The 15,433-nt window shown below is 59.5% G+C and carries 13 protein-coding genes; 2 read left to right on the top strand and 11 right to left on the bottom strand.

Annotated elements, in window-relative coordinates; all coding sequences use genetic code 11:
- Positions 1-312: 312 nt before the first annotated feature.
- Genes D8U69_RS22300 through D8U69_RS22285 form a run of 4 tightly spaced genes read right to left on the bottom strand, consistent with a single transcriptional unit; the run spans position 313 to position 3,763 of the window.
- On the bottom strand, positions 313-1,470 hold the full coding sequence (locus D8U69_RS22300) for an ABC transporter ATP-binding protein (RefSeq protein WP_130908133.1): 1,158 nt from the start codon (positions 1,468-1,470) through the stop codon (positions 313-315).
- Positions 1,467-2,120, bottom strand: coding sequence for an ABC transporter permease (locus D8U69_RS22295; RefSeq protein ID WP_056854989.1), 654 nt, complete (start codon positions 2,118-2,120; stop codon positions 1,467-1,469). The genes D8U69_RS22300 and D8U69_RS22295 overlap by 4 nt, the downstream gene beginning before the upstream one ends.
- A gap of 12 nt (positions 2,121-2,132) precedes the next feature.
- The gene (locus tag D8U69_RS22290; protein ID WP_130908132.1) at positions 2,133-3,026 is read right to left on the bottom strand and encodes a glycine betaine ABC transporter substrate-binding protein; all 894 of its coding nucleotides are present in this window, start codon (positions 3,024-3,026) and stop codon (positions 2,133-2,135) included.
- Between the two features lie 20 nt (positions 3,027-3,046).
- The gene (locus tag D8U69_RS22285; protein ID WP_056854991.1) at positions 3,047-3,763 is read right to left on the bottom strand and encodes an ABC transporter permease; all 717 of its coding nucleotides are present in this window, start codon (positions 3,761-3,763) and stop codon (positions 3,047-3,049) included.
- Positions 3,764-4,105: 342 nt separating this feature from the next.
- Here D8U69_RS22285 and D8U69_RS22280 point away from each other — a divergent pair, with 342 nt between their 5' ends.
- Complete coding sequence (locus tag D8U69_RS22280; RefSeq protein WP_007973058.1) at positions 4,106-5,689, top strand: peptide chain release factor 3; 1,584 nt, start codon at positions 4,106-4,108, stop codon at positions 5,687-5,689.
- Positions 5,690-5,918: 229 nt separating this feature from the next.
- A complete protein-coding gene (locus D8U69_RS22275; protein WP_056854992.1) occupies positions 5,919-6,176 on the top strand; it encodes a hypothetical protein in 258 nt (85 codons plus the stop codon).
- A 169-nt stretch (positions 6,177-6,345) separates the two neighbouring features.
- Here D8U69_RS22275 and D8U69_RS22270 read toward each other — a convergent pair whose 3' ends face one another.
- From D8U69_RS22270 to D8U69_RS22240, 7 genes are all read right to left on the bottom strand, one after another.
- Positions 6,346-7,326: a peptide ABC transporter ATP-binding protein gene (locus D8U69_RS22270; protein WP_056854993.1), complete on the bottom strand. Its 981-nt coding sequence runs from the start codon at positions 7,324-7,326 to the stop codon at positions 6,346-6,348.
- Positions 7,326-8,294, bottom strand: coding sequence for an oligopeptide/dipeptide ABC transporter ATP-binding protein (locus D8U69_RS22265; RefSeq protein WP_056854994.1), 969 nt, complete (start codon positions 8,292-8,294; stop codon positions 7,326-7,328). Before D8U69_RS22265 ends, D8U69_RS22270 begins: the two co-directional genes overlap by 1 nt.
- Before the next feature lie 10 nt (positions 8,295-8,304).
- Positions 8,305-9,231, bottom strand: coding sequence for an ABC transporter permease subunit (locus D8U69_RS22260; RefSeq protein WP_056854995.1), 927 nt, complete (start codon positions 9,229-9,231; stop codon positions 8,305-8,307).
- 11 nt (positions 9,232-9,242) lie between these two features.
- Entirely contained in the window at positions 9,243-10,253 is a 1,011-nt protein-coding gene (locus tag D8U69_RS22255; RefSeq protein ID WP_056854996.1) for an ABC transporter permease subunit, read from the bottom strand.
- A gap of 73 nt (positions 10,254-10,326) precedes the next feature.
- A complete protein-coding gene (locus D8U69_RS22250) occupies positions 10,327-11,922 on the bottom strand; it encodes an ABC transporter substrate-binding protein (RefSeq protein ID WP_130908131.1) in 1,596 nt (531 codons plus the stop codon).
- Positions 11,923-11,999: 77 nt separating this feature from the next.
- Entirely contained in the window at positions 12,000-13,433 is a 1,434-nt protein-coding gene (locus tag D8U69_RS22245) for an OprD family porin (RefSeq protein WP_130908130.1), read from the bottom strand.
- Positions 13,434-13,605: 172 nt separating this feature from the next.
- Positions 13,606-15,207: an ABC transporter substrate-binding protein gene (locus tag D8U69_RS22240; protein ID WP_056854999.1), complete on the bottom strand. Its 1,602-nt coding sequence runs from the start codon at positions 15,205-15,207 to the stop codon at positions 13,606-13,608.
- Positions 15,208-15,433: the final 226 nt, after the last annotated feature.

Raw genomic sequence — 15,433 nt, 5'->3', positions numbered from 1 at the left:
AAATACCTGCACGTTCGATGCTTTTGTCAGCTAGTTCGTAGAGAAGTGTGATGGCGTCAACATCGGCGACGTTGGCGGCGAGAGGCGGGTGTGAAGGCGATTTTGATTAATGTGGCGGGTGCTTTAGCAGTGCCAGAGCCCACCTCGGTGTTGATATTCTTTTCCAGTCTTTGAAAACACAAAAAACTGTGGCGAGGTAGCTTGCTCCCGCTGGACTGCGAAGCAGTCCCCGCTTTTTTAAAAGAGGGGCCGCTTCGCGACCCAGCGGGAGCAAGCTCCCTCGCCACAGGTTCGTTTCTGACTATTTATTGATCAGGCGACCACGGCCTCTGCTGGCGAGACGATACTGGTCTTCATCCCGCGTGAACGACCTGAACTCAGGTAGGCCGCAATCGACTCCTGCGTCACCTCACCCAAAAACACCCTTTCGGCATCCATCACCGGCAGCCACGAACGGTTGAACTCATACATCCGTGACAACAGGATGCGCAAATGTTCGTCGTAGGCAGCGGTGGCGTTGAACTCGCGCAGGTATTGCCCGCACGTGCCGGTCTGGCGGTGCAGGTCGCGGCGGCGCACGTAGCCCAGCGCCTTGTTCTCGGTGCAGGTCACCACCACGTAACGGCGGTCGTGCTCGTCCATCAATTCCAGCGCCTCGGCCACGGGTGTTTCGGGGCTGACAGAGGGCGCGTTGTCCGCTGCGTCTTCGGCTTTCACCAACAACAGGCGCTTGAGGGTGCTGTCCTGACCGACGAAGCTGCTGACAAAGTCATCCGCCGGATGCGCAAGCAGTGTGTCCGGATGGTCGATCTGCAGCAGCTTGCCAGCGCGGAAGATCGCGATCTTGTCACCGAGCTTGATGGCTTCGTCGATGTCGTGGCTGACCATGATCACGGTCTTGTTCAGCGCCCGCTGCATTTCGAAGAACTCGTTCTGGATCATTTCGCGGTTGATCGGGTCGACCGCGCCGAACGGTTCGTCCATCAACAACAGCGGCGCATCGGCCGCCAGTGCACGAATCACGCCGATCCGTTGTTGCTGGCCACCGGACAATTCCCGTGGATAACGATGCAGGTATTGCTTGGGTTCGAGCTTGATCATGCTCATCAATTCGCGGGCGCGGTCGTGGCATTTCTGTTTGTCCCAGCCCAGCAGGCGCGGAACGATGGTGATGTTTTCCTCGATGGTCATGTTCGGGAACAGACCGATCTGCTGGATCACGTAGCCGATGTTGCGACGCAGGGTCACTTCGTCGAGGCCGGTGGTGTCTTCGCCGTTGATCAGGATCTTGCCCGAGGTCGGCTTGATCAGGCGGTTGATCATTTTCAGCGTGGTGCTTTTGCCGCAACCCGATGGCCCGAGGAACACGCAGATTTCGCCTTCATTGACAGTCAGGCTCACCGAGTCCACGGCTTTCACATCTTTGCCGTTGCTTTGGAAGGTCTTGCTGAGGTTTTGAAGTTCGATCATTTCAGTAGTCCTTTTGGAGTCAGCGTGCGTTGCAGCCATTGCAGAAGCAGGTCGGCGAAGATGGCCAGCAGGCTGACCAGCACGGCGCCAACGATCAGCATCGACATGTCGCTGCGGCTGATGGAAGCGAGGATGAGTACGCCAAGACCACCGGCACCGATGGTGGCGGCGATGGTCATGACGCCGATGTTCATGACCACGGCGGTGCGCACACCGGCAAGGATCACCGGCACGGCAATCGGCAGTTCGACCATGCGCAGGCGCTGGCCGAAGGTCATGCCGATACCTCGCGCGGCTTCACGAATACCCGGTTCGACACCGCTCAGCGCCAGGTAGGTGTTGCGCATGATCGGCAGCAGTGAATAAAGGAACACCGCAGTGATCGCCGGCATCGGACCGAGGCCCTGGCCGAATTTCGAGTAGAACGGCAGTAGCAGGCCGAACAGCGCAATCGACGGCACGGTCAGCAGCACCGTGGCGCTGGCCTGTAAAGGCCCGGCGAGGCTCGGGAAGCGTGTCATCAAAATCCCCAGCGGCACGCCGACCACGATCGCCAGGGTTACGGCGATCCCGACAAGCGTGATGTGTTGCCACGTCAGGTGCAAAACCTGCGACCAGTCGAGATGGGAAAAGGCGTTCAAGAATTCCATGACTTTTCCTCCTTAGTTAATCGGGTGTCGGCGCAGGAAATCGGCGGCGACGGCTGACGGACTTTGATGCTCGACATCGACCCGTGCGTTGAGCTCGCGCATGGTGTCGTCGTCGAACAGTTCAGCCAGTGGCTTGAGCTGTTCGGCGAGTTGCGGATGCGCATCAAGGTAGGCCTGACGCACCACCGGTGCGGCGGTGTAGTCCGGGAAGTAATGCTTGTCGTCTTCCAGCAGTTTCAACTTGAAGGCGTTGAGTCGACCGTCGGTGGTGTAGACCAGTCCGGCAAACACCTGGCCGTTGCGCAGCGCGGTATAGACCAGGCCAGCGTCCATCTGGCGGATGTTCTTGCGGGTCAGGTTCATGTCGTAGAGCTCGACCATGCCGTCGAGTCCGTCCGAGCGATTGGCGAACTCGGTGTCCAGCGCCACCAGGTTGTTGGTCTGGGCTTCCTTGCGCAGCACCGTGTTGAGCTCGCTGATGGTGTTGATCTGTGGGTACTGGTCAGCGACGTTTTTCGGCAGGGCGAGGGCGTAGGTGTTGCTGAACTTCGACGGAGTGAGCCAGACCAGGCCTTTTTTCGCGTCGAGTTCTTTGACTCGTGCGTAGGACTGTTCGCTGCCGAGTTTTTCAGTGACATGGTTGTAGGAAACCAACGACACGCCGGTGTATTCCCAAAGCATGTCCAGTTGCCCACTTTCGTGGGCACTGCGGGCGAGGTTACTGCCCAGGCCGCCGGTGACTTGCACCTCGTAACCTTTGGTACGCAGGTATTGCGAAGTGATCTCCGCCAGCAGGGTCTGTTCGGTGAACACCCGGGCGCCGATGCGAATAACCGGTTTTTCCGCGGCTTGGGCAAATCCTGCAAACAGCAGAACGCAGCCCAGTAAAAAGCTTGATGTTTTCATGACGATTCCTTTGCCGAGGCTTAAGACGGGCGCAAACCGCGTTCGAGCCAGAGACGGCTGGCGAGGGTCACCAGGCCATCGAGCAACAAGGCCAGCAGCGCGGTACACGCGGCGCCGAGCAGCAGTTGCGGCTGATTGTTCAGGGCAATACCGGGGAAGATCAGGCTGCCGAGGCTGTTGGCGCCGATCAGGAAGGCCAGCGGCGCGGTTCCGACATTGATTGCCAGTGCCACGCGCACGCCGCCGATGATGATCGGCACGGCGTTGGGCAATTCGACACGCCACAACACTTGAGTGGGCGTCATGCCGATACCGACCGCGGCTTCCTTGAGTGAGCCCTGGACGTTTTTCAGGCCTTCGTAGGTGTTGCGCACGATGGGCAGCAAGGAGGCGAGGAAGAGGGCGAAGATCGCCGGGCCACTGCCGATGCCGAGGATGCCGAGGGCGATGGCCAGAACGGCGAGAGGCGGAACCGTGTTGCCGATATTGAAGAACTGCATGAAGCGCTCGGCGCGGCCGATCATGTTCGGGCGGCTGAGGAATATGCCGGCAGGGATGCCCACGACAAGGGCGGCCAGCATGGAGGCGAGGACGAGAATCAGATGAGCTTGCAGGTAAAACAACAAATCGTCGCGGTAATGTTCGATCGTGTTGATGCCGATCCAGTGGATCAGCAGGGCCAGAAGGGCGATTACCAGCACGCCTCCTATCAGCCCTTTGCCATAGCGAATAGCCACAGGCGGACTCCTTTTTTTCAGTCGGCGAACGCCATTCCGTGTGGCATGCCATGCCTGGCTGCCGGAAAAAACGTTCGCGAGAAGTAGCTGATACCGAGCGCGCGCCCTGTAGGGACGGCGTACGGCTTATCGAGCCATAAGCGCAGCCTCGTCAGGCCGACAATGCAGATGTTTCATCCCCTGACGAATGGTCGTAACGGGGGAGTGGACGTCTCCGTGATTCAAAAGGTTCCCATCTGAAACAGCATTTGGCCACCCCTGATGTGCTCAACGGTTCGGTTCTTCGATCAACTTGGGCTATAATCTGCGCCCTTTTTTGAATCACCTGCCAGGCGATTTCCCATGACCAAACAGGCCGCCGAAGTCGCGAAACGCCGCACTTTCGCCATTATTTCCCACCCCGATGCCGGTAAAACCACGATCACCGAAAAGCTCTTGCTGATGGGCAAGGCGATTGCGGTAGCCGGCACGGTGAAGTCTCGCAAGTCCGACCGCCATGCCACCTCCGACTGGATGGAAATGGAAAAGCAGCGTGGTATCTCCATCACCACGTCGGTCATGCAGTTCCCGTACCGCGAGCACATGATCAACCTGCTCGACACCCCGGGCCACGAAGACTTCTCCGAAGATACCTATCGCACCCTGACGGCGGTGGACTCGGCGTTGATGGTGCTCGACGGCGGTAAAGGTGTAGAGCCACGGACCATTGCGCTGATGGATGTCTGCCGTCTGCGTGACACGCCGATCGTCAGCTTCATCAACAAACTCGACCGTGACATCCGCGACCCGATCGAACTGCTCGACGAAATCGAAGCGGTCCTGAAGATCAAGGCCGCGCCGATCACCTGGCCGATCGGCTGCTACCGTGACTTCAAAGGCGTGTATCACCTGGCCGATGACTACATCATCGTCTACACCGCCGGTCATGGTCATGAGCGCACCGAAACCAAGATCATCGAGAAGCTTGATTCCGATGAAGCGCGCGCGCACCTGGGCGACGAATACGAGCGCTTCCTCGAACAGCTCGAGTTGGTGCAAGGGGCCTGTCATGAGTTCAACCAGCAGGAATTCCTCGACGGTCAGTTGACCCCGGTGTTCTTCGGTACGGCGCTGGGCAACTTCGGTGTCGACCATGTTCTCGACGCTGTGGTTGATTGGGCTCCGCGCCCTCTGGCCCGGGTGGCCAACGAGCGCACCGTGGAGCCGGTGGAGGAGAAGTTCTCCGGCTTCATCTTCAAGATCCAGGCGAACATGGACCCGAAACACCGCGACCGCATCGCCTTCATGCGTATCTGCTCGGGCAAGTACGAAAAAGGCATGAAGATGCGCCACGTGCGCACCGGCAAGGACGTGCGGATCGGCGACGCCTTGACGTTCTTCTCCTCTGAGCGTGAGCAACTGGAAGAAGCATTTGCCGGCGACATCATCGGCCTGCACAACCACGGCACTATCCAGATCGGCGACACCTTCAGCGAAGGCGAAGTCTTGGGCTTCACCGGCATCCCGCACTTCGCTCCGGAACTGTTCCGCCGTGTGCGCCTGAAAGACCCGCTGAAATCCAAGCAGCTGCGCCAGGGCCTGCAACAGCTGGCCGAAGAAGGCGCGACCCAGGTGTTCTTCCCGGAACGCAGCAACGACATCATCCTCGGCGCCGTCGGTGTGCTGCAGTTCGATGTGGTCGCCAGCCGTTTGAAAGAGGAATACAAGGTCGAGTGCTCCTACGAGCCGATCACCGTTTACTCGGCGCGCTGGATCGAATGCAGCGACAAGAAGAAGCTTGAGGAATTCTCCAACAAGGCCGTGGAAAACCTCGCGCTGGACGGCGGCGGTCACCTGACCTACCTCGCCCCGACCCGGGTCAACCTGGCACTGATGGAAGAGCGCTGGCCGGACGTGAAATTCCGTGCGACGCGTGAGCATCATTAAGCGCTGAGCTGCAAGACCAAAAGCCCCGTGGCGAAAGCACCGGGGCTTTTTAATGCCTGGTCAATGGCCTGATGCTTTAGTGGATTTGGGTATAGGGCTTATTCGAAAGCAATCTGCCGATTCACGGCATTTACGGCTCAGCTTCAGCATCCTATCTGGAGAACCGAGTTAATCGGAACTAGATTTCACTAAGCGCCAGACAGGCACTCTACGAAGGACGGATTCGGCCATGAACAGCTTGCTACGCGTTATTTTGATGTTGAAGGTGTTGGTGATGTTGGCCCTCGGCAGCTCGGCGGTCTGGGCTGAGTGCGAGGATCATGAAACTCAGGCTTCAAGCAGTCAGGCAGGGCATGCTGAGCTGATGATCGCCAAGTCCGAATCGGAGCCGGGCGACAAGGGCCAGGGTGGCAGCGCGGGGGACGACGACTCGATGACCGATGACCCGGACTCCGATGAAGCCGACGAAGGTGATAGCCAGACTTAGATTTACAGACAAAATAAAACCCCTTCTACCGGAAGTAGAAGGGGTTTTTGCTCAACTCAGTTCCTGTGGGAGCTAGCCTGCTAGCGATTGCGGTGTGCCAGTCGACGCAGATGTCGACTGATATTCCGTAATCGCCAGGCTGGCTCCTGCATTTTTTTCAAGGCGGTTTTTATGCCGCGCCGTGTACAAATTGCTCGGCGTAATGGCACGCCACCTGGCGGCTGTCGAGCAGGCGCAGGGCCGGCTCTTCAGTGCTGCAACGCTCGGTGGCGTATGGGCAGCGCTTGTGGAAAGCGCAGCCGGGCGGCGGGTTCAGCGGGTTGGGCAGTTCGCCGACGATCTTGATTTTCGGCTTGTCCGGATCCGGGTGGATGGTCGGTGTCGCCGACAACAGCGCCTGGGTGTAGGGGTGCAGGGGACGGGTGTAGATGTCTTCCTTCGGCCCCATTTCCACCGGACGGCCGAGGTACATCACCATCACGTGGTCGGCAACATGGCGAACGACCGCCAGGTTGTGGGAAATGAACACGTAGGCGGTGTTGAACTCTTGCTGCAAATCCATGAACAGGTTCAGCACCTGCGCCTGGATCGACACGTCCAGCGCCGAGGTCGGTTCGTCCGCCACCAGCACTTTCGGTTGCAGCATCATCGCCCGAGCCAGCGCAATACGCTGGCGTTGGCCGCCGGAGAACATGTGCGGATAGCGCTGGTAGTGCTCGGGACGCAAGCCCACCTGCTTCATCATCGCCTGGACTTTCTCGCGACGTTCGGTGGCCGACAGGTTGGTGTTGATCAGCAGCGGCTCGGCGAGTTGATCACCGATTTTCTGCCGTGGGTTCAACGACGCGTATGGGCTCTGGAACACCATCTGCACGTCTTTGCGCAGTTGCTTGCGCTGGGCCTTGTCGGCGCCGGCGACTTCCTGGCCGGCGATTTTCAGGGAACCCGAAGACGGCTCTTCGATCAGGGTCAGGGCGCGGGCCAGGGTGGATTTGCCGCAGCCCGACTCGCCGACGACGGCGAGGGTCTTGCCGGCTTCCAGTTCGAATGACACGCCGTTGAGGGCGCGCACGGTGGCGTGACCCTTGAACAGGCCTCGGGACACTTCGTAGTGACGGGTCAGGTCGCGGGCGGTAAGTACGACGGCCATTACGCCACCTCCTGGTTCAGCGGGTAGAAGCAGCGGGCGAGGCTGTTGCTTTTCGGGTCAAGGGCCGGACGTTGCACGCGGCAGTTGTCCTGCACGTACGGGCAGCGCGGCGACAGCAGGCAGCCCTGCGGGCGATCGTAGCGACCGGGCACGATGCCCGGCAGGGTCGACAGGCGCGAGGCGCCCAGGCTGTGTTCCGGAATCGCCTTGAGCAGCGCTTCGCTGTACGGGTGCGCCGGGATGTCGAACAGTTGCGGCACCTGGCCGACTTCGACGGCCTGGCCGGCGTACATCACGCACACGCGCTGGGCCGTTTCGGCCACGACGGCGAGGTCGTGGGTGATCAGCACCAGGCCCATGTTCTGCTCTTTCTGCAAGGCCAGCAGCAGGTCCATGATCTGCGCCTGGATAGTTACGTCCAGCGCGGTGGTCGGTTCGTCGGCGATCAGCAGTTTCGGTTCGCCGGCAATCGCCATGGCGATCGCGACGCGCTGGCTCATGCCACCGGACAGTTGATGCGGGTAGGCTTCCATGCGGCTGGCCGCGCCCGGGATTTCAACTTTTTCCAGCAACTCAATGGCGCGCTTGCGAGCGGCCTTGCCGGACATTTTCAGGTGCAGGCGCAGCACTTCTTCGATCTGGAAACCCACCGTGTAGCTTGGGTTCAGCGCGGTCATCGGGTCCTGGAAGACCATCGACAGGTCTTTGCCGACGATCTGCCGACGCTGACGGTTGCTGAGCTTGAGCATGTCCTTGCCGTCGAAGCTGAGCGAGTCGGCGGTGACGATGCCAGGGTGCTCGATCAGGCCCATCAGCGCCATCATGGTCACGGATTTACCCGAACCCGACTCGCCAACGATGGCCAGCACTTCGCCTTTGTCGACTTTCAGGTCGAGGCCATCGACCACTGGCGTAGCGTTTTTGTCGCCGAAGCGAACGTTGAGATTCTTGATTTCTAGCAGTGACATTGGAATCTCCTCAGGCGGCGTTCTTGAGTTTCGGGTCCAGCGCGTCGCGCAGGCCGTCACCCATCAAGTTGATTGCCAGCACGCTGAGCAAAATGGTCAAACCAGGCAGACTGACTACCCACCAGGCGCGTTCGATGTAGTCGCGGGCCGAGGCCAGCATGGTGCCCCACTCAGGGGTTGGCGGTTGTACGCCAAGGCCGAGGAAGCCCAGGGCGGCAGCATCGAGAATCGCCGAGGAGAAGCTCAGGGTCGCCTGAACGATCAGGGGCGCCATGCAGTTGGGCAGCACGGTCACGAACATCAGGCGCGGCAGGCCGGCACCGGCCAGGCGCGCGGCGGTCACGTAGTCGCGGTTCAGTTCGCCCATCACCGCGGCGCGGGTCAGGCGAACGTAGGACGGCAGGGACACGACGGCGATGGCGATCACGGTGTTGATCAGGCCAGGGCCGAGGATGGCGACGATCGCCACGGCCAGCAGCAGCGATGGCAGGGCCAGCATGATGTCCATCAGGCGCATGATGGTCGGGCCGACGGCTTTCGGGAAGAAACCGGCGAACAGACCCAGCAGGATGCCCGGGATCAGCGACATCACCACCGACGACAAGCCGATCAGCAACGACAGCCGCGAGCCCTCGATCAGGCGTGACAGCAGGTCACGACCCAGTTCATCGGTGCCGAGCAGGAACTGGATCTGCCCGCCTTCCAGCCAGGCTGGCGGGGTCAGCAGGAAGTCACGGTATTGCTCGCTCGGGTCATGGGGGGCAACCCACGGGGCGAAGATGGCGCAGAAAATCACCAGCAGCATGAACATCAGGCCGGCAACGGCACCTTTGTTCCTGGAGAACGCTTGCCAGAACTCTTTGTACGGCGACGGGTACAGCAGGCTTTGATCCACGGCGGACGCGGCGGTGGCTACTGAGGATGTTGGAGTGCTCATGGGTATTGACCTCAGCGCTGATGACGGATGCGTGGGTTGGCAAAGCCGTAGAGGATGTCCACTACGAAGTTGACCAGAATCACCAGGCAGGCGATTAACAGGATGCCGTTTTGTACAACCGGATAGTCACGGGCGCCAATGGCTTCGATCAGCCATTTGCCGATGCCCGGCCAGGAGAAAATGGTTTCGGTCAGGACCGCGCCGGCCAGCAGGGTGCCGACTTGCAGGCCAACCACGGTCAGTACCGGGATCAGCGCGTTACGCAGGCCGTGGACGAATACCACACGCGATGGCGACAGGCCTTTGGCGCGGGCGGTACGAATGTAGTCTTCACGCAGCACTTCGAGCATCGACGAGCGGGTCATTCGCGCGATCACCGCCAATGGAATGGTCCCCAGCACGATGGCCGGCAGGATCAGGTGGTGCAGCGCATCGAAGAACGCGCCGACGTCATCGGCCAGCAGTGTATCGATCAGCATGAAGCCGGTACGCGGCTCAATGTCGTAGAGCAGGTCGATCCGCCCGGATACCGGGGTCCAGCCCAGGCTCACCGAGAAGAACATGATCAGGATCAGGCCCCACCAGAAGATCGGCATCGAGTACCCCGCGAGGGAGACGCCCATCACCCCGTGGTCGAACAGCGATCCTCGCTTGAGTGCCGCAATCACCCCGGCCAGCAGGCCCAGGATGCCGGCGAACAACAGGGCGGCCATGGACAGTTCCAGGGTCGCGGGGAAGAGGGAGGTGAACTCGGTCCAGACGCTCTCACGGGTACGCAGGGATTCCCCGAGATCGCCGTGGGCCAGTTTGCCGATGTAATCCAGGTACTGGGCATAGAGGGGTTTGTTCAGACCTAGGCGTTCCATTGCCTGAGCGTGCATTTCGGGGTCGACCCTGCGTTCTCCCATCATGACTTCCACGGGGTCGCCAGGGATCATGCGTATCAACGCGAAAGTCAGCAAGGTGATGCCGAAGAACGTGGGGATCAGTAACCCCAGTCGGCGGGCAATAAAACTAAACATCGTGTGGTGTACCTCATCAGCCGGTTAGGCGTGCCCGGCAGGCCTGGATCAGGCTTGCCGGGAGTTTTCTTATTTACTTCACCTGGGTGGTGGCGAAGTTATTCGTGGTGAGGGGGCTAATGTGATAGCCCTCTACGTTGTTGCGCATTGCGGTGAACATTCTAGTGTGCGCCATGCTGATCCATGGCTGGTCCTGGTTAAAAATAACCTGAGCCTGTTCGTACAGGGCTGCACGCTCGGCCGGGTCGGTTTTTTCCCGGGCCTGATCGAGCAGTGCCTGGAACTTGTCATTGCACCAGCGTGCGTAGTTTTCGCCGTTCTTGGCCGCTTCGCAACTGAGCATAGGCGTAAGGAAGTTATCCGGGTCGCCGTTATCGCCCGCCCATCCGGCGGAAACCATATCGTGCTCACCGTTTTTCGCGCGTTTGAGCATTTCGCCCCATTCCATGACGCGGATGTCGACCTTGATCCCGACTTTGGCCAGGTCAGCCTGCATCATCTGCGCGCCGAGCATCGGGTTCGGGTTGGTCGCGCCACCACCGTTGCGGGTGAACAGGGTGAAAACCGTGCCTTCCGGTACGCCGGCTTCCTTGAGCAGGGCACGAGCCTTGTCCAGGTCGCGGACCGGATTCTTCATGTCGTGGTTATAGCCCAGCAGGGTGTCCGGGAACGGGTTGACCGCCGCGGTCGCATTGCCTTTGCCGAACAGCGCGTTGACCGCCGCTTCCTTGTCGAAGGCGATGTCGATGGCTTTACGCACGCGCACGTCGCTCAGGTATTTGTGCTGGGTGTTGATGGCGATGTAGGCGACGGTCATCGCGTTCAGTTCATCGACTTTCAGGTTCGGGTCTTTCTTGATGCTCGGGATGTCGTCCGGCTTCGGGTACAACGCGACCTGGCACTCGTTCGCCTTGAGCTTCTGCAGGCGCACGTTGTTATCGGTGGCGATGGCCAGGATCAGCGCCTCGGCCGGTGGCTTGCCACGGAAATAGTCCGGGTTGGCCTTGAAGCGAACCTGGGCGTCCTTGTTATAACGCTGGAAGATGAACGGGCCGGTACCGACCGGTTTGTTGTTCAGATCGGCGGTTTTGTTGGCCTTGAGCAACTGATCGGCGTACTCGGCGGAATAGATCGAGGAGAAGGCCATGGCGATGTCAGCCAGGAACGGCGCTTCACGGCGGGTCAGGGTGAACTTGACCGTGTTGTCATCGACTTTTTCGACACTCTTGAGCAGTTCCTTGAAGCCCATGCTTTCAAAGTAGGGGAAGCCCACGCTCGACAGTTTGTGCCATGGGTGATTCGGGTCCAGTTGACGCTGGAAGCTCCAGACCACGTCGTCGGCATTCATGTCGCGGGTCGGCTTGAAGTATTCGGTGGTGTGGAATTTGACGCCTTTGCGCAGGTGGAACGTGTACGTCAGACCGTCTTCGCTGATGTCCCAGGATTCGGCCAGTGCCGGAATCACATCCGTGGTGCCGGGCTTGAAATCTGCCAGGCGATTGAAAATGGTTTCCGCCACCGCATCGGCTGTGACTGCAGTTGTGTACTGGACCATGTCGAAGCCTTCGGGGCTGTTTTCGGTACAAACCACCAGGGGTTTGGCCGATACGCCAACAGCGACACTCAGCAAGGCGACCGCGATGGCCGCACGTAGGGGAAGCATTTTCATCAAGAACCCTCTGCAATCGTTAAAGGACAAAAGCCGAACGGCGACTCATCGCTGAGCGCACCGTTCGGCCCAATGCATTACAGAATATTGAACGGGATGGTGGTCACGAGACGGAACTCGTTGATGCTGCCATCGGACTGGAACTTGCTGGCACGGTGAGCGGTGTAGGTGCCGCGGATCGTGGTGGCCTTGAACGGACCGCTCTGAACTGCATAAGTGGCACCGATACCGTATTCGTAGTGGTGTTCGCCGTCCTGTTCCTGCACACCGTCGTAGCCTTTGCCAGCGACGCCTTTGTTGCCGGTGTAGTGGGTGCCGTCGATGCCCCAGCCACGCGCCTGGTAGATGTTGAATTTCAAGCCTGGCACACCGTATTCAGCCATGTTCAGGCCATACGCCACCTGGAAGGATTTCTCGTTCGGGCCGTTGAAGTCCGACAGCAGGGAGTTGGCCAGGTAGATGCCGTTGGTTTCGTGCAGGTAGTCGAAGTACTCGTTACCGTTCACTTCCTGATACGAGAAGGTCAAGGTGTGAGCCTGGTGGGTCAGGCCGAACGACAGCGAGTAAGTATCGTTGTCGATGTCGCCGATCAGCGCCTTGCCTTCTTCCTGGGTTTTGTAATAGTTCAGGCCAGTGGTCAGGCTCAGCACCTGGCTGTCGCCCAGCACGTGGGTAGCGCCGAAGTAGTACTGGTTCCAGATGTCTTCAGCCTGGGTTGCCCAGAGGCTGGTGGTCAGGCTGGAGAATGGGGTGTAGGTGATGCCGCCCGTGTAAATGTGATCGGATTCCACGCGGCCGTTAGCGTATTCCGTACGGAATTTTTGCAGGCTTTGTTCCATACGCGGAGACACGCGATCGAAGGTCGCGATATCAAAGGTCAGGTTTTCCAGCTCAGCGACGTTCAGGCTCACACCCTCGAAACTCGAAGGCAGGGCGCGGTTGCCGATGGTGTCGACTTGCGGGCTGCTGTAGCTCTGGCGACCGGCAGTCAGGGTGGAGTTGGATACGCGCGCCTTGACGTTGGCCAGGCCCAGTTTGCTCCACTGGCCCACCGCATCGCCGCCTTTCTCGGTCAGGGTACGGTTGTTACCCGAGAAGGCGCCGGTCTTCGGCGCGCCACCGTTGCCGGCAGCCAGGTTTTCGCGATCACGTTCCAGTGCAATGGCGTTGTAGGCGGCGACTTCAGTGCTGAAGCCGACCGTGCCCTCGGTGAAGCCCGAGTTGTACTTGAGGATGGTGCCTTGCACCCAGTTGATACGGCGATCGGTTTCCGGCAATGCGCCGTCTTTGCTGTAGCGGAACTTGCCGCCGCGTTTCAGTTGTTCATTGGCGTACCAGTTACGCGTGGTGCCGGTAATCGACTGGCCTTCCACAAAGCCAGTGGCTTCGCTTTGAGCGGATTTTTCTTTCACGGTAACCGGTGTGAAAGCCTGGCTCTGGGTTTCAGCGTAAGCCGTGGCGGTCACGCTGCTGATGGCCAGGGCCAGTATTGCGGTGCTGCTCAGTTTCATGGGTGAAGCTCCTTTTTATTTCTTTTTTTTATGCCGTTCTTTTTTGATGAACGGCTATTGCTTTGGAACTCTTTCACGCAACGCAAACGTTTGCTGCATGCCTTTTGGGCGAATTACGGCAAGGCGCCTGCATGGGGGCGCAGTACGCCCCCAGCGATTCAGCTACACGGTTTTATTTTTCGATGCTGACACCCGAGAAAACGTTACGACCGAAGGGGCTGACCTTGAACCCTTCGATTTTGGCGCTCAACGGCTGATTGACCGTCGAGTGGGCGACTGGCGTGATCGGCACCTGCTGCTTGAGGTACTGCTGCGCCTGTTTGTAGAGGACGGTGCGCTGGTCGCGGTCGGTCACGACCTTGGCTTGCTTGATCAGCTTGTCGTAAGCCGGATCACACCACATGGAATAGTTGTTGCCGCCGATGGCATCGCAGCTGTACAGCGTGCCGAGCCAGTTGTCCGGGTCACCATTGTCACCGGTCCAGCCGATCAGGCTGACGTCGTGCTCGCCATTCTTGGTGCGCTTGATGTACTCGCCCCATTCATAGCTGACGATCTTGACCTTGAGGCCGATTTTCGCCCAGTCAGCCTGGAGCATCTCGGCCATCAACTTGGCGTTTGGGTTGTACGGACGCTGGACGGGCATGGCCCACAAAGTGATCTCGGTGCCTTCCTTGACGCCGGCAGCCTTGAGCAATTCCTTGGCTTTTTCCGGGTTGTAGGCGGCATCCTTGACGGTGTCGTCGTAGGACCACTGGGTTGGCGGCATGGCGTTGACCGCCAGTTGCCCCGCGCCCTGGTAAACGGCGTTGAGAATGCCTTGCTTGTTCACCGCCATGTCCAGCGCCTGACGCACTTCAAGCTGGTCGAACGGTTTGTGGCGCACGTTGTAGGCGATGTAGCCGAGGTTGAAGCCGGGCTTCTCGATCAGTTGCAGCTTGGGGTCGTTCTTCAGCGCGGTGACATCGGCCGGACGCGGATGCAGGGTGATCTGGCACTCGTCGGCCTTGAGTTTCTGCACACGTACCGAAGCGTCGGTGTTGATGGCGAAGATCAGGTTGTCGAGCTTGACGCGCTCAGGCGCCCAGTAATGTTTGTTGCCGGTGTAACGGATGTTCGAGTCTTTCTGATAGCTCTTGAACACGAACGGCCCGGTGCCGATCGGCTTCTGGTTGATGTCGCTCGGCTTGCCCTCGGCCAGCAGCTGGTCGGCGTACTCGGCAGAGAGAATGGCGGCGAAGCTCATGGCGATGTTCTGAATGAACGCGGCGTCGACGCTGTTGAGCGTCATGACCACGGTCAGCGGCCCGGTCTTTTCAACCTTGGCGATGTTCTTGTTCAGGCTCATCCCGTTGAAGTACGGAAACTCTGTCGGGTAGGCCTTGCGGAAAGGTTGTTGCGGATCGAGCATGCGGTTGAAGGTGAACAGCACGTCGTCGGCATTGAATTCACGGGTTGGGGTGAAATATTTGGTGGTGTGAAACTTCACCCCTGGGCGCAGGTGAAAGGTGTACTTGAGGCCGTCCTCGGAAATATCCCAGTTTGTGGCCAGGCCCGGTACGACATTGGTCGAGCCTTTTTCAAACTCTGCCAGCCGGTTGTACAGCGGCTCGGCGGCATCATTGTCAGTCGCTGTCGTGTATTGCGCCGTATCGAACCCGGCGGGGCTGCCTTCGGAGCAGAACACCAGGCTGTTACTGGCCGCGTGGCCCATGGAGGTAGCGGCCAGCAGACCGGTGCCCAGCAGTGCAGATAAAACCAAGGTATGGCGCATGACGCTCTCTCTTGTTCAGTGTTGTGACAATGAGCCTGCAATCCGTGCGTAGACGACGAGGCTTCACTGGTTTCAAGCCATGACGTGCAGCAAACAAACCGATGACCCACGCATGAGCTGGTCGGATACCGACGGTATGAACCGTGGCTCCGGCAGTAAATGCGAAGAGTCCGAAAGTCTCGTAGGAAATGACTACGTGGCCTGACGTTCTGCTGTAAGCAGCAGT

This window comes from Pseudomonas sp. Sample_16 (assembly GCF_004307665.1).
Lineage (GTDB): Bacteria > Pseudomonadota > Gammaproteobacteria > Pseudomonadales > Pseudomonadaceae > Aquipseudomonas.
The sequence above is the reverse complement of the archived record's forward strand: the minus strand, read 5'-3'. Positions and strand labels throughout refer to the sequence as shown.

Bases quoted from the DNA above. Each gene is read 5' to 3' on its own strand.
- D8U69_RS22300 (WP_130908133.1), bottom strand. From the start codon at position 1,470: ATGATCGAACTTCAAAACCTCAGCAAGACCTTCCAAAGCAACGGCAAA.
- D8U69_RS22295 (WP_056854989.1), bottom strand. From the start codon at position 2,120: ATGGAATTCTTGAACGCCTTTTCCCATCTCGACTGGTCGCAGGTTTTG.
- D8U69_RS22290 (WP_130908132.1), bottom strand. From the start codon at position 3,026: ATGAAAACATCAAGCTTTTTACTGGGCTGCGTTCTGCTGTTTGCAGGA.
- D8U69_RS22280 (WP_007973058.1), top strand. From the start codon at position 4,106: ATGACCAAACAGGCCGCCGAAGTCGCGAAACGCCGCACTTTCGCCATT.
- D8U69_RS22275 (WP_056854992.1), top strand. From the start codon at position 5,919: ATGAACAGCTTGCTACGCGTTATTTTGATGTTGAAGGTGTTGGTGATG.
- D8U69_RS22270 (WP_056854993.1), bottom strand. From the start codon at position 7,326: ATGGCCGTCGTACTTACCGCCCGCGACCTGACCCGTCACTACGAAGTG.
- D8U69_RS22265 (WP_056854994.1), bottom strand. From the start codon at position 8,294: ATGTCACTGCTAGAAATCAAGAATCTCAACGTTCGCTTCGGCGACAAA.
- D8U69_RS22260 (WP_056854995.1), bottom strand. From the start codon at position 9,231: ATGAGCACTCCAACATCCTCAGTAGCCACCGCCGCGTCCGCCGTGGAT.
- D8U69_RS22255 (WP_056854996.1), bottom strand. From the start codon at position 10,253: ATGTTTAGTTTTATTGCCCGCCGACTGGGGTTACTGATCCCCACGTTC.
- D8U69_RS22250 (WP_130908131.1), bottom strand. From the start codon at position 11,922: ATGAAAATGCTTCCCCTACGTGCGGCCATCGCGGTCGCCTTGCTGAGT.
- D8U69_RS22245 (WP_130908130.1), bottom strand. From the start codon at position 13,433: ATGAAACTGAGCAGCACCGCAATACTGGCCCTGGCCATCAGCAGCGTG.
- D8U69_RS22240 (WP_056854999.1), bottom strand. From the start codon at position 15,207: ATGCGCCATACCTTGGTTTTATCTGCACTGCTGGGCACCGGTCTGCTG.